Raw genomic sequence first — 14,389 nt, forward strand, 5'->3', positions numbered from 1 at the left:
CGCCCTGCCATGGCCATGGGCATCACCGCAACGACAACAACAGCTTAGCTGTCGCATACTCACGGAACATCCTGCGCGTCATACGTGGCCGCGGGGTCTGCTTGCGCTGTTGCGCGTGCAGACTCCGATGGCATCGCCGATTGCGCAAAGAACATCCTCACCTCATCCACATCACGGGTTCTGGCGAACGGCGGTAGCGACTCCAGGAAGGTACGGCCATAAGACTTGGACAACAACCGCGGATCGCACAACACCAGCACGCCGCGATCGGTCTCGCTGCGAATCAGGCGACCGACGCCCTGCTTGAGCGCGATCACCGCCTGCGGCAATTGCTCGTCGCGGAACGGGTTGCCACCCTCGCGACGGATCGCATCCAGGCGCGCTTCGAACACCGGATCATCCGGCGCGGCGAACGGCAACTTGTCGATCACCACCACGCTCAGCGCCTCGCCCACCACGTCCACGCCTTCACGGAAACTGGCCGAGCCGAGCAGCACGCCATTGCCCGAGGCGCGAAAACGTTGCAACAAGGTCGCACGCGGCGCTTCGCCCTGCACGAACAGCGGCCAAGGACCATCGCGCAACGCCTCGGCCGCCTCGCGCAGTGCACGGTGCGAAGCGAACAGCAAAAATGCGCGGCCCTGCGACGCTTCCAGCACCGGTAGCAGCGCGGCGATCAACGCAGTCCCGAAGCCGCGCGCATTGGGGTCCGGCAAGGCCGGCAGATAGCACAACGCCTGCCGCGCCCAGTCGAACGGACTGGGTTGCAGCAAGGTCATCGGATCGCGCAAGCCCAGGCGGGTCGCGATGTGCGCGAAGTCGCCCTTCACCGCCAACGTCGCCGAAGTGAACACCCACGCCGCATGCGAGGCCTCGCGATGCGCGCGCAGCGGCGCGGAGACATCCAGCGGCGTGCGTTGGCAGCGGAACCCGCGCGTGGTCAGTTCGTACCACAGCACATCGTTGGACGGTGGCTCCGGCGGCGCATCGAAATCGGGAATCGGCGCTTCGTCGCCGAGCCAGCGGCCCAACCGCGTGCGCATCTCCTGCGCGCGCGCCGCGCACGCATCGAAGCCGGGCGATGCCTCGCGCAAGACCGCCAATGCTTCCTGCAATCGCGCCAACTCCGCCAGCAGCGCATCGAACCCATCGCGCACCTGCGGCTTGGCCAGCAAGCGCCATTGGGTACCGCGTGCGGGCAATCCCTCCATCGCCGCACGCAGCGCGCGTAGTGTCTGCTCCAACGCCTGCAACGGCGCCTGCACGCTAGCCAATGCGCCCGCGACATGGCGGCTCTCGTCCAGGCAATCGCGCAGCAATTCCTGCAAGGGGCGCATGCCGAAACCCTCGCCAAAAAAGTTGGCCGCCAGTTCCGGCAACTGATGCGCCTCGTCGATGACGAACGCCTGCGCGCCGGGCAGGATCTCGCCGAAACCTTCCTGTTTCAGCGCCAGGTCGGCCAGCAACAAATGGTGGTTGACCACGACAAGGTCGGCAGCCTGCGCACGCTGCCGTGCCTGCACCACGAAGCACTCGCCCCAGAACGGGCACTCGGTGCCGAGACAGTTGTCCACGGTCGAGGTGACCATCGGCAGCAGTGGCGAATCGTCGGGCAACGCCTCCAGTTCGGCGATGTCGCCGAAGCGGGTGCGCCCGCTCCAGGCGACGATGCGCTGGAACTGCGCGACCTGCTCGCGCGCGGTGAAGCGCGGCTCGCCCTTGGCTTGCTGCAAACGGTACTTGCACAGGTAATTAGCGCGTCCCTTCAGCAGCGCGCTGTTCAAGCCGACACCCAGTGCCGCCCGCACCCGTGGCAGATCGCGATGATAGAGCTGGTCCTGCAGCGCGCGGGTGCCGGTGGAGACGATGGTCTTCAGTCCCGACAGCAGCGTGGGAACCAAGTACGCATAGGTCTTGCCGGTGCCGGTGCCGGCCTCGGCGAGCAGCACGTCGCGCTGCGCGAATGCGTCGGCGATCGCCGCGGTCAGCCGCAGCTGCGCTGCACGCGGCACGAAGGCATCGAGCTGGCGGGCAAGCGCGCCGCCTTCGCTGAGCGCTTCGGTGCTGGCATGGGCGAGCGACATGGATCACCGGCAGGAACGGGAGGAAACTCGGAACGGCAACAGGCGATCGGCAGGCCTATCGCTGTCACGCGAAAGAACGAAACACGTCGCGGCGCATGCGCAGAAAAACCCTGCGGCCTCGATGACACCTCGGTCGCAGACAAGGCTGCCGCGTTGCGGAACGGCCTATCCGCGATCAAGCGGCTCTGGGAAAGCACGATGATCGCGGCACACCTCGCTCTTGGAACACACACCATGGATCAGACTGTTCAGCCGGCGCGGGACATCCCGCGCCGGCGTCCCGGGCTCAATAGCGCTTGATCCCCGGCACCGTGCATCCAGCGATCTGCGTATGCGCCGAGGCCGCACTCTCCTTCTGCCCAAGCGCCAGACGCGCTTGCTCGACGGTCGCCCAGTGCCGACGACACAGCGGGCCGGTTTGCGAGCCCAGGTCGATGGCGCGTTTGGCGAGCGCCTCCGCCTGCGCGTTGTCCTTTTGCAACAACGCCACTTCGGCACGATCCTGCAACAACGCCGGATCGTCGGACACCAACTTCAACGCCTGATCCAGCGCCGCCGCCGCACCGGCCAGATCGCCAGCCGCACGCTTGCGCTTGGCGCTGTCGCGTAGATCCTGCACTGTCGGATCGCGTAATGGCTGCACGTTCACTTCGGTGTCGTCGACACCACCGCTGGCGTCGATCACGGCAATGCGCTGCGCCGGGGTGGTGGTATCCACCGGCGGCGGGGGCGGCGGCGGCGGCGCACTGACGCAGGAGGCGAGCAGCAGGCTGAGGACGGCGATGGCGGGGATCTGTCGGGTCATGAGCGGCATCCAGGAATCAATGCGTGGGCGGCGTGGGAGCCGCTTGGGTGGGCGGGTCTTTCTTTTTGTCCAGGCCGAACCAGCTACGCCAGCCGCCACCGGGATGTTCGCTCTCGGCAGACGCGGGCGCGTCGGATTCGGGTCGCGCCTGCGCTGGCGTGCACGGCGCGTAAGCGGGTGCGAAACCGACCACGAACGGGAACCGACGCGCGCCAGGACAACCGGGATCGGTGCTGTTGTACCCCACCGGATCCATCCATTGCCAATCCATCCCCTTGCCCTGCACTTGCAACGGCGCGCTCGGCAGCCGGGTGAAAATCTCCGACCACACCCGCATCGCGCCAGTGGCGCCGTAAAGGCCGGTCTGCTTGTTCTGATCGTTGCCGACCCAGATCACCGCCAGGTGATCGCCGGTATAACCCGAATACCAACTGTCCACCCCGTCGTTACTGGTACCGGTCTTGCCGGCCGGGTACAGCTTGCCCAGGCCATCGCTCAACAATTGCCGCGCGGTGCCCGTGCTCACCACCTGCTGCAACGCCACACCGACCAGGTTGGCGGCGATGGAGTCGCCCTCCTGCGCTGGCGCCGGGGTCTTGTCGTAGCGCTTGAGCAGCTTGCCCTGCGGATCGAGTACACCGCGCACCGCATGCAAGGGCTGGATTTGGCCGCCAGAGGCCAGGAACTGGTACAGCTGCGCCATCGCATACGGGCTCTGGTCGGTCGCGCCAAGGATCAGCGAGGGATTGGGTTCAGCCTCGATGCCGGCGAGCACATGCACCAGTTGCGCCACCCGTTCCGGCCCGACCTGCATGCCAACCCGCACGGTGGCCTGGTTGTACGAATGCGCCAGCGCATCGATCAGGCGCACCGTTCCGTGACTGTGGCCGTCGGAGTTGCCCGGCGTCCAGCGCTTGCCACGGCCCAGTTCGACCGTGACCGGTGCATCGTCGACCCAACTGGCCAGGGAATAGCGGTTCGGCTGAGCCAGCGCCAACAGGTACACGAACGGCTTGATCAACGAACCGACTTGACGCTGCGCCTCGATCGCACGGTCGAAGCCCGGCTGCGCCACATCGCGGCTGCCCACGACCGCCAGCACCTCGCCGTTATGGGTGTCGGTGAGCACCAACCCGGCTTGCAACGGCGGCCGCTTCTTGTTGGTCGCCAATGCGGTCAGGGTGCGCATGACCGCGCCCTCGGCATCGGCTTGCGCCGACGGCGCCATGCCGGTCAACACGCTGAGCCCGGCGCCTTGCAGCGCGCCCTCAGGGTAATCACGCGCCAACTGGCGGCGCACCAGGTCGACATAGGCCCAGAAGCGGTTGGCCGCGACCAGCCCGGGATTGGCCGGCACGCCCAACGGCGCGAGCAACGCACGGCGATAGGTGGGTTCGTCTATCAGCTCGCTTTCGCGCAGCTTGCCGAGAACGAAATTGCGCCGATCCAGGGCACGCTCAGGATAACGCCGCGGATCATAGTAGGACGGCCCCTTGACCAAACCGATCAGCAAGGCCATCTGCTCCGGGGCCAAGGCATCCAGTTCGCGACCGAACCAGAACTCCGCGCCCGAGGCCACGCCATGCACCGCCTGGTTACCGCGCTGGCCCAGGTACACCTGGTTCAGATAGGCCTCCAGGATGGTGCGCTTGTCGTAGCGTGCTTCGATGATCAGCGCATACAGGATCTCGTTGAACTTGCGGGCGAGCGTCTGTTCCTTGCCGATGCCGAGCAAGCCGCTGCGCGCGAGCTGCTGGGTCAAGGTACTGGCGCCCTGCCGACTCTTGCCGCCGGAACGCACCATGACCCAGGCCGCACGCACCATGCTGCTGAGGTCGATGCCGTGGTGGGAGTTGAAATCGCGGTCTTCCACCGCCTGCAAGCCGGTGACCAGCAACTCGGGCACTTCCTCCACCCGCACCAAACGCCGTTCCTCCTGTTTCTGCCCGTACAGGGTGGCGATGCGCGCCGGATCCAGGCGCGCCGCGTTGAGCGAGGCGTGCGTCTGCGGATCGCGCAGCAGCGTCACCCGGCCACCAGCCAGCGCGACCTCCACCCGCCGTGGCGGCACCCGGCCATCGACATCGATATAGCCGCGACTGGCGATCACGAAGCGACTGCCTTCCTGCTGATAGGTGCCCGGACGCATGGCCCCAGCATCGGGACGATAGCTGGCCGCATCCAACTCGGTCTTCAGGGTCGGCGCATCCATCGCCGCATCGGGCGCCAGCACCAGCGGGCGCGCATAGACCCGGGTAGGAATCTGCCAGCGCAGTTCGCCGAAACGTTGCGTGACCTGATTGTTCAGATAGGCCGTATAGGGGATCAGGAAACCCAGCGCCAATGCGACAGCGGCCAGCCCCCATATGAGCAGACGCCGACGCCACAGCGCCGCAGGGCTATCGTGATCGTCGTGCTGATCGTCGGTGTCGGTATCTTGGTCGTCGTAGCGTCGTGGCACGGGAATGCGAGAATGTAAATTCCGCCGAGTCTAGCGCAGCTGCGCCGGCAACGACTCATCCCAGGCTGCACCACAACCGACGTTTCGATTCAGTTTATGGCACTGCGCCAACCGGCCCAGGCACCGGCCCACGCGGCACACAGGCAGCGCACACGGCCTTCAGCGCGCAGCCACACGCTCAGGGAACGCACCAGTAGCCTAGGCAGATCGTGGCCGAACCAATCCCAGCCCACCTCACGGTACCGGTACATGGCCATCCGCCCGTACCACATACGCCACAGCAACGCCGCATGCCCAGGATACTGGTCCGGCGCAATGCTCCTCCCCCCGCGTTCCAGCAAGGCCAGCAGCGCCTGCAAGCGCAAGCGCTTGTATTTCCACTGCTGCGGATTGAACAGTTCCAGCCGCCTCATCCGCTGCAGCAAACTGGCGCGACGCGCACCGATCTGGTTGCGGCCATGCTGGCGGTAGTCAATCGTCGGATCTTCCAGCATATCCATCTGGCCGAACACCGCGGCGACCATCGCCAGCCACTCGTCGTGAATCCAGCCGGAGCCGATCGGCAACGCCATTTCGAGCAAGCTGCGGCGGATGGCGCAGGTTGCCCCTGTGACCGTGTTGCGCATCAAGAGCACATCCAGAGCGCGCCCCTCATGGATGCAGTGAATCTCGACCGAATGCATCACCAGCGCCTGACTCAACCGCATCCCAAGCGATACGCCATGGGCATTGATCAGACAAGCGTCGCTGTGCAACAACAGCAAGGAAGGCTGGACATCGAAACGCTGGAGCGTGCGAGCCACCCGATCCGGATGCCAGCGATCGTCCTGATCGCTCAGCAACACGATCTCGGCACGACAATCTGCCAAGGTCTCGGCGAAGTTACGCACATAGCCCACATTACGCGGGTGACGGCGAATGCGTACGCTTACCGACAGCGCCAGCGCACGCTGTTGGAATCCGCACAAGATTGCTTGCGTTCCATCACTGGAACCGTCATCGCCGATAACGATCTCACCCGGCAACACCGTCTGCGCCAAAATGCTATCAAGTTGCGTTTGCAGAAAAGATTCGCCATTGAACGTGCATAGCGCAACACTTACACGCGGACATAAAACCTGCTGTGCTGCGGGCATCATCTAATTAGTTAAAAAAATAATATCGAAGCACGATGGTAGCAGAGAAGATTATTCGCACCACACATCCGCCGATCACCCAATCCCCCGCGCTGGCAAGCACCGTATAGACACACGGCGCGCATATCGGAATCACTGTGGCAACTGTGAGCTGACCGAATCGGTCGACGCCTGCCACATCAACGGCTGCGGATGGAAAGGACGCGGCTGCACCCCCAATAGGCGCAACAATGGGCCATTATCGGCGATCAGATCCTGCTGCAATCGCGACACCGGACCACGGGCGCGTGGCAGCAACACCGGCAGCCAACACAGCAAGACATGCGGAAGCCACAGTGGCAAGGTCCACTGCGACAGGCTGCGGCGGACACGCTCGAACATGATTTGATACGGCAGCCGTTCACCTCCGCCGATCTGCAATATCTGCTTGGATGCGGCAGGCGTTTGCAACGCCTGCATGACTGCCAGCGCGATGTCGTCGGCATGCACTGGTTGGCGCAGTCCTTGCGCCATGGGAATCGGAAATATGCCAATACGCATCGCCCGCCGCGCGATCGGGGTCAGGCTCTTGTCCATGCCTGCACCATAGATTAGCGTTGGGCGCAGAAGCGTCCAGGCAATCCCCAAACGCTGACATTGTGCAATCACGCTCTCCTCGCCTGCCTTCAGTCGTGCTACCAAGGCACGTTCGGCGACATCCTCCGAAGTCCGTTTGGTCAATACACTCATCGAACTAGTTGCGACAAGCCTCAGCGCAGGCGCCTGCTCGAATTGCTGCAACCATGTCGCCAATGCATCAAGCGGCGCGAAACTGACGATTGCCTGCACGGGTGCATCCGGCAATGGCAGCGTTTGCGGTAAGCAAGCACGCACCCAGGTCACGCCCCGCTGTGGTGCGCGCTTACAGCGACTCGCTGCCCAGACATCTATGTCCGCATGGAACAGCCGTTGCAACAAAAAATGACCAATTTGGCTGGTAGCACCGATTACCACGACAGTCATAGGGAATGAAAGCGAGGATGCATATCCGATGACTGTATCACAATAAGCCCTGGAACCCGGCAGGGCGGTGACCTGAGTGCGAACTTTTTTGAACACGTTCTAAAGAGAAGCCTCAAGATGCTAGCGCTGCGGAAACACGCTGCGTAGCCGCTGCTGGAATCCAACCAGTTCCGGCGTACCCGGATCGATCGCACGGGCATGCTGCAATGCCTCGTAGGCGAATGTAGCATCGCCACTGCTGAGACGTTCATCGCCGAGCGCAAGCCAGCGCTGCGCCAAACGCCGCCGCGCCGTCGCCACGCCCGCGCCATTGGGCGCCAACGCGCGCCAGGCGTCGTAGCACGCGCTTGCCGCCAGCACCCGGTTACCGCGCAATGCATCGTCGAAGCACTGCCGCAACATCACCGACACGCGTTGCTCGGCCGCACGCACCTGTGCATCGCGCGGCGCCAGCACCTGCGCCGCCCGCAAACTGTCATAGGCGCTGGCCCCGGGCGGTGTCAGCCAATCGCCACGCGCCTCGGCAGCCTGCAGATCGGCCAGCACGCGTTGCAGGCGACGATTGCGTTCAGTCGGGGACAAACGCGTCGCCTGAGTCTGCCACGCCCGCCGCAACACCTGCCGTGCATCGGCCAGCGCACGGTTGTCCGGCGCAAGCGCTTCGCCCTTGCGCAAGGCGCGCTCGGCCTCGACGAAACGGAAATCGGCAGCGGCACGGGTCACTTGCAGCGCATAGGCTGCGGCGACCCGCTCGATCCCATCACGCGCGCCTGCGGCATCCGGCACCGCTTCACGCCACCGCACGAAGGCGCGTGCCGCCGCGTCCAGATGCTGCCGGTGCAGCGCCTGTTCGGCGTCGCGTTGCAGCGTGTCCAGCGCCTGGTTCAACGCAGCCTCCGTCTCCGGCAACTCCACGTGGCCGGGGTCGTAACCACGGGCGCGCTCCACCAGGGCCGCGGCCGCCGCCAGATCGCCACGTGCCAACGCGTCGCGGGCACGCTGCAGCAATTCCGACAGCGCATCCTCGCGGCCCTCCAGGGCTTCGGTGCGCCCAGGCGCGAACGCCAGCACGCGTTGGTACAACGGCAGGGCCGCATCCGGCGCGCCGTCCAGGCGACCGTCACGACGCGCTTGTGCCGCCTGTTGCAACAGATGGGCGATTCCGGCATGCGCGGCTTCGCCTGCATGCAATGTCGCCTCGATGTGATCGGCATCGGCGCGCGGCACTTGCAATTCGCGCGCCAACGCCAGCGCCGCGCGCGCCTGCGCATAACGACCGGCAGCCAGCGCCGTGCGCGCCTGCCCCAAGGCCGCCTGACCCGTCGCGGCCAGCCCGTTGCGCGCCTGCATCCGGTCGCTGTCCAGCGCCAGCGCGGCCTCGAAGCGTTCGCGTGCCCCACTGCCATCGGACGCCGTCAGCCGACCCGCGTGCAGTGCGGCACGGCCCTGGTCGAGCAATTGCTGGATCCGCGTTTCCGGCCAGATCAGGTCGGCGAGCGGGCGCCGGAACAGCACCAGCGCCGCAGCCGCCAACAGCAGCAACGCCAGCGCCAAACGCCAGATGCGGCGGTCGCGCCACAGCGGCACCGACCGCCACCTGCGTGGGGATACCTCTCTGCGCTGATCCGGCGGCATATTCACCACACAAGCTTAGCGCTGGTGCGATGAGGAATGCCTATGCATGCGGCTGCGCCAGCGCACAGTGCTTGCTGGCGACGCGATCGGAATCGGCACTACGCCAACCCACAACGCCAAACAACTCAGCCCAATCGCCGCGCCTCGTGCACGCCCGGCAGCGCATCGAGCTTGCCGAGCAAGGTGGACAATTGCCCGTAATCGCCGACTTTCAGCCGCAACCGCAATTGCGCGCGACCGCTGTCGCGCAGGTTGTCGCTGTTGATCTCCAGCACGTGCGCCTCTTCTTGCGCGATCAGATTGGTGATGTCCTTGAGCAACCAGCGCCGATCCACCGCCCGCACCAGCACATCGACCTCGTAACCGCCTCCGGCCTGTCCCCATTCCACCGGCAGCACCCGCTGCGGATGGCTGGCGGCCAGCCGCGCAAACGCGGCGCAATCGCGGCGGTGCACGGTGACACCACGGGTCCGGGTCAGATAGCCAACAATCGGTTCGCCGGCCACCGGCTGGCAGCAGCGCGCCAGTTGCACCAACAGATTGCCCACCCCTTGCACGGTGAACTTGGAATTGCCCAGGCCCGTGCGGCGCGCGGTCGGCCTTGGCAAGGTCGGCGCAAGCGGTTGCGCCGCCGCGCGCTCGGCCTCGTGCAAGGCACGCCCGATCTGGCTGGGGCCGACATCGCCCAACGCCACCTGGATATAAAGCTCCTCGACGCTATCGGCATGGAATTTCTTGGCGGCCGGCAGCAGATCGGCGTGTTGCAGCCCCAGGCGCTTGAGTTCGCGCTCCAGCAACTCCTTGCCGGCCTGCACGTTGCGCGCACGATCGAGCTTGTGGAACCAGGCGCGCACCTTGTCGCGCGAACGCCCGCTGGCCAGGTAGCCATTGGCCGGCAACAACCAATCGCGACGCGGCTCGGCCTCTTTGCCGGTCAGGATCTCGACCCGGTCGCCGCTGCGCAACTTGTGGGTCAGCGGCACGATACGGGCGTTGACCTTGGCGCCACGGCAGCGGTGTCCGACCATGGTGTGCACGTGATAGGCGAAATCCAGCGGGGTCGCACCCTGTGGAAGATCGATCACTTCGCCCATCGGGGTCAGCGCATAGACCCGGTCCTCCACCAACTCGGCATCGAGTGCGCCGGCCAGCCCGCCCTGCTCGCCGTCCTGCGAATGCTCCAGCAACTGCCGCATCCAGGTGATTTTGCGGTCGAAAGCCTTTTCCGCGCCCTTGCCCCCCTCTTTGTACTTCCAGTGCGCGGCGACGCCCAGTTCGGCTTGCGCATGCATCTCGTGGGTACGGATCTGCACCTCGATCGTGCGCCCTTCCGGGCCGACCACGGCCGTGTGCAGCGAGCGATAATCGTTGGCTTTTGGCCGGGCGATGTAGTCGTCGAACTCGCTGGGCACCGGCACCCACAGCGCATGCACCACACCCAAGGCGGCGTAGCAGGCAGCGACATCGTCGACCATCACCCGCACTGCGCGCAGGTCGTATAGTTGATCGAAGGCCAGACGCTTCTTCTGCATCTTCCGCCAGATGCTGTAAATGTGCTTGGGCCGGCCACTGATCTCCGCGCGCAGCCCCTGCACGGCCAGCGCCTTGGACAGCGTCTTCTTGACCGCTTCGATATAGCGTTCGCGCGCCAGCCGACTTTCGTCCACCTCGCGGGCGATACGCCGGTAGGTGTCCGGTTCCAGGTCGCGGAATGCAAGATCCTCCAGCTCCCATTTCAGCTGCCAAATGCCCAGGCGGTTGGCCAGCGGCGCATGGATATCGCGGGTCAGTTGCGCCAGCGCACGACGCTGTTCTTCGCTCGCCTTATCGGCCACACGCATCTGCGCCAGCTGCCGCGCCAGCAAAATCGGCACAACGCGCAAGTCCTGCACGATCGACAACAGCAGCCGACGCAGCCCCTCGCTGTTACGCCCCGCCTCGCGCCCGGCGTGCAACGCCCAGACCTGGTCGGCGGCATCCTGGGCATCCAGCAAGGCGGCCACCGCCTGCGCACGCGCCGCCGGTGCGACCGGCAAGTGCGGCAAGTGCGCACGCAATGCCGGCACATCGAACAACAGTGCAGCCAGAAGCGCCGCATCGTCCGCCGACAACAACGCCAACGCATCAAGGGTATCGGCCAACACCGGCCAGGGCAGTCGCGGCAGCGGCTCGGACTGCGCCTGCCAGGCTTGCAACAACGCCTGGCGCAACGCAGGCGCCAGCGTCGCCGCAGCCGGGCGCTGCAGTAACGCTTCCAGACCGGTATGAGGTGAGTGATTCAAGGCCTGGCGAGAATGAGCAAACGATGCTGTCTACACTAGCGCGCTTGTCCGTGTTCTCACAATTGCGCCCTGCCCAAGGCCATCGCCACCGCTCCCACATCGGCAGCATGTACGTACCGCAATCTCACTGTGGCCGGCTTGCGACTTGGGTCGTTCTCACGAAAATTTTACATGCCCGGCAGCAGGGGAAGCCTATCCTCGGAACGGCGTCAACATCTGCACTTAGCGCATAAGCGCATTGCTGGGCCCCGATCAACTCAAGGCGTCACTGCGTGCAATCGATGCGCGCCTGTCCCACGGCCAACACCCGTTCCACGCGCTGTTGCACAACGGATGCCTGAATCGCTGCCAAGTCCAGGCCTAGGCGCTCAACCGCTACGAATACCAGCGCTGCATCCCGCCGAAGGACGCGGCGATTCTTGCGCGAATGGACGACCCGGCGCTGCGCCGGATCTGGCGTCAACGCATCGTCGACCACGAATGGCAGCGCCGAGAGCGAAAGCGACATCGCCCGCTAGCTGCACCTGACCGATGCACTGAGCCTGGACCGCCTGACAACTGAGCCGGGGCAGCGTCGGCGATCGCCGCGATCCACCCCCACTACCGCACGCATCATGGCTTGCCACTACACTAGAACGCATTCCACTGCTGGATTTCCCCCATGTCCCTCGTGCGCCTGACTCCCCTGCTCCTGTGCGCGGCGCTCGCCGTGTCCACCATGCCGGCGCACGCCCAGCGCAACGTATCCGGCGACCTGCAAACGCAGATGTCGCCGCAGGCGTTCAAGGCCGCCGGTCTGGACAAACTTTCGCCACAGGAACTGGCCGCGCTGAACGCATGGTTGCAAGGCAACCTCGCCAAGGAAACCACCGCGGCGCTGGAGAATGCCAAAGAAGAAGGCCGCCGCGAAGTGATTTCCAAGAATCGCGGCTTCTTCGATTTCGGCACTAAGGAGCCGATCGAAAGCACGCTGGCCGGCGAATTCACTGGCTTCGCCAAAGGGCGTCATTACCTGCTGGCCAACGGCCAGGAATGGGAACAGACAGAACCGGCCAGCCTGCCCGGCGTGCACCGCAGCGCGCCGAAGGTGAAAATCGTCCCAGGCATCATGGGCGTGTGGTATCTGCAGATCGACAGCTACAACACCCGGGCCAAAGTCCGCCGGGTGAAATAGGGACGCGGACCGTGCGCCTGCCCTCCGCGCCTGGCCTGGCCGATGCCTCGCACAGCCTGACCGATGCGCTGCGTCGGCGGATACGCGCCAGCGACGTGTGGTTCATCGCACTGGCGCTGCTGGTCGGTCTGATCGCCGGCCTGCTGACCCTGCTACAGAGCAATCTGGCCCACGGCGCACAGGCCTGGCTGTACGGCCTGGATACCGATGCGCGACTCAGTGCGGTATCGGAGCTGAGCACGAGCCAGTTGCTGGTGCTGCCGCTGGGCGGGCTGGTCGTCGGCCTGTTGGGTATGGCCGCACGCGCGCGCAAACGCCAGTTGATCGACGCCGTCGAGGCCAATGCGCTGTACGGCGGACGCATGTCGATGCGCGACAACCTGATCGTCTCCGCACAGACCCTGCTGTCCAATGGCTGCGGCGCTTCGGTCGGATTGGAAGCGGCGTACACGCAGATGGGCGCGGGTTCCGGCTCGCACCTTGGCCGCATCCTGCGCCTGCGCCGCGCCGACATCCGTACCCTGGTCGGCGCCGGGGCCGGAGCGGCCATCGCCGCAGCATTCGGCGCACCGCTGGCTGGCGCGTTCTATGCATTCGAGATCGTGATCGGCGCGTACTCCCCATCGGCGCTGGCGCCGGTGGCGGTGGCCTCGCTGGGCGCGGTGTTCGTGGCCCAGGCGAGCGGAGTACAGCCGTACCTGCTGCCAGCAGCAGCGACAGCGGCGCTGGAGCCGCGCGACTATGCGCTCTATGCGCTGTTGGGCGTGCTGTGTGCGCTGCTGGCAGTGGCGGTGATGCGCCTGATCGCCACGATCGAGCAGACTATCAATCGCAGCCCGCTGCCGCGCTGGGCGCGGCCGATGGCCGGTGGCGCACTGCTGATTCCATTGGCGATGATCACTCCGCAAGTGTTGTCGTCCGGCCACGGCGCCCTGCATCTGGATCTGACCAGCCCGACCTCGCTACGCTGGTTGGGCGTGCTGTTGCTGCTCAAGTGTCTGGGATCGGGTATCTCGCTCGGTTTCGGCTTCCGTGGCGGCCTGTTCTTCGCCTCGCTGTTCATGGGCTCGTTGGTCGGCGGTTTATTCGCCGGCGTGTTGAACCTGAGCAGCGGCATAGCGCTGATCGACGGCACCGCCGCCTCGCTCGCCGGGATGGCGGCTATGGCGGCCGCGGTGATCGGTGCACCGATGACGATGGCGATGCTGGTGCTCGAAGGCACGCATGATTTCGTGCTGGCCAGCGCGGTGATGGTCGCGGTTCTGGTGGCCAACACCATCGTGCGGCAAATCTTCGGTTACTCGTTCTCCACCTGGCGCCTGCACCTGCGCGGCGAGACCATCAAGAGCGCACGCGACGTGGGCTGGCTGAAGCATCTGAACGCCGGACACATGATGCGGAAGGACGTGCATCCGCTCGCTGCCAACACCAAGCTGGCGGAGTTCCGCCGCCGCTTCCCGCTGGGATCGGGCACCCGGGTCGTGCTGGAGGACGCGCACGGCCACTATGCCGGACTGGTGACCCTGGCCGCCGTCTATGCCGACGGGGTAAACACCGAGGCGGCGATCGTCGACTATGCGGGCAACCGCGACGTCGCCCTGCGCACCGACACCGATGTGGTCACCGCGATGCGTCAATTCGACCTGACCCAGAGCGACGAACTGGCGGTGGTCGACGAACAAGGCAAAGTACTGGGCGTGCTAAGCGAAAGCTTCGTGCGCAAACGCTATGCCGAAGAACTGGACAAGCGCCAGCGCGAACTGATGGGCGAACGGGTGGACGACGAGTAAACATGCCGCCGACCTTGCGC

The 14,389-nt window shown here is 65.4% G+C and carries 9 protein-coding genes and 2 pseudogenes; 3 read left to right on the top strand and 8 right to left on the bottom strand.

Annotated elements, in window-relative coordinates:
* Positions 1–59: 59 nt before the first annotated feature.
* From yoaA to XalbCFBP2523_RS08460, 8 genes and pseudogenes are all read right to left on the bottom strand, one after another.
* Positions 60–2,084, bottom strand: a complete 2,025-nt coding sequence (yoaA, locus tag XalbCFBP2523_RS08430; RefSeq protein ID WP_080928129.1) for a DNA repair helicase YoaA — start codon at positions 2,082–2,084, stop codon at positions 60–62.
* Positions 2,085–2,370: 286 nt separating this feature from the next.
* Complete coding sequence (locus XalbCFBP2523_RS08435; RefSeq protein ID WP_045766090.1) at positions 2,371–2,898, bottom strand: hypothetical protein; 528 nt, start codon at positions 2,896–2,898, stop codon at positions 2,371–2,373.
* Between the two features lie 7 nt (positions 2,899–2,905).
* Entirely contained in the window at positions 2,906–5,350 is a 2,445-nt protein-coding gene (gene mrcB, locus XalbCFBP2523_RS08440; RefSeq protein WP_045766091.1) for a penicillin-binding protein 1B, read from the bottom strand.
* Positions 5,351–5,439: 89 nt separating this feature from the next.
* Positions 5,440–5,976, bottom strand: a complete 537-nt coding sequence (locus XalbCFBP2523_RS17115) for a glycosyltransferase family protein (RefSeq protein ID WP_230596042.1) — start codon at positions 5,974–5,976, stop codon at positions 5,440–5,442.
* A 6-nt stretch (positions 5,977–5,982) separates the two neighbouring features.
* Positions 5,983–6,489: pseudogene (locus XalbCFBP2523_RS17520) on the bottom strand (glycosyltransferase); the annotation flags it as partial.
* Positions 6,490–6,618: 129 nt separating this feature from the next.
* Positions 6,619–7,215, bottom strand: a complete 597-nt coding sequence (locus tag XalbCFBP2523_RS08450; protein ID WP_329955178.1) for an NAD-dependent epimerase/dehydratase family protein — start codon at positions 7,213–7,215, stop codon at positions 6,619–6,621.
* 393 nt (positions 7,216–7,608) lie between these two features.
* Positions 7,609–9,075 (bottom strand): hypothetical protein, encoded by a 1,467-nt coding sequence (locus XalbCFBP2523_RS08455; protein WP_329955179.1) that lies wholly within the window; start codon positions 9,073–9,075, stop codon positions 7,609–7,611.
* Positions 9,076–9,248: 173 nt separating this feature from the next.
* Positions 9,249–11,405 carry a RelA/SpoT family protein gene (locus XalbCFBP2523_RS08460; RefSeq protein WP_045766094.1) on the bottom strand — a complete coding sequence of 719 codons (2,157 nt, stop codon included), beginning with the start codon at positions 11,403–11,405 and terminating at the stop codon, positions 9,249–9,251.
* Between the two features lie 229 nt (positions 11,406–11,634).
* Between XalbCFBP2523_RS08460 and XalbCFBP2523_RS08465 the strand changes: the two are divergent.
* The 3 genes and pseudogenes from XalbCFBP2523_RS08465 to XalbCFBP2523_RS08475 form a co-directional block, all read left to right on the top strand.
* Positions 11,635–11,920, top strand: a pseudogene (locus XalbCFBP2523_RS08465) (thiaminase II/PqqC family protein); the annotation flags it as partial.
* Between the two features lie 146 nt (positions 11,921–12,066).
* A complete protein-coding gene (locus tag XalbCFBP2523_RS08470) occupies positions 12,067–12,579 on the top strand; it encodes a hypothetical protein (RefSeq protein ID WP_045766096.1) in 513 nt (170 codons plus the stop codon).
* 17 nt (positions 12,580–12,596) lie between these two features.
* Positions 12,597–14,369: a chloride channel protein gene (locus tag XalbCFBP2523_RS08475; RefSeq protein ID WP_162836150.1), complete on the top strand. Its 1,773-nt coding sequence runs from the start codon at positions 12,597–12,599 to the stop codon at positions 14,367–14,369.
* The last annotated feature ends 20 nt before the right edge of the window (positions 14,370–14,389 follow it).

Source organism: Xanthomonas albilineans, from assembly GCF_002939705.1.
GTDB lineage: Bacteria > Pseudomonadota > Gammaproteobacteria > Xanthomonadales > Xanthomonadaceae > Xanthomonas_A > Xanthomonas_A albilineans.

Coding starts and splice junctions, on each gene's coding strand:
- yoaA (WP_080928129.1), bottom strand. CDS start 2,084: ATGTCGCTCGCCCATGCCAGCACCGAAGCGCTCAGCGAAGGCGGCGCG.
- XalbCFBP2523_RS17115 (WP_230596042.1), bottom strand. CDS start 5,976: ATGCGCAACACGGTCACAGGGGCAACCTGCGCCATCCGCCGCAGCTTG.
- XalbCFBP2523_RS08450 (WP_329955178.1), bottom strand. CDS start 7,215: ATGAGTGTATTGACCAAACGGACTTCGGAGGATGTCGCCGAACGTGCC.
- XalbCFBP2523_RS08435 (WP_045766090.1), bottom strand. CDS start 2,898: ATGCCGCTCATGACCCGACAGATCCCCGCCATCGCCGTCCTCAGCCTG.
- XalbCFBP2523_RS08470 (WP_045766096.1), top strand. CDS start 12,067: ATGTCCCTCGTGCGCCTGACTCCCCTGCTCCTGTGCGCGGCGCTCGCC.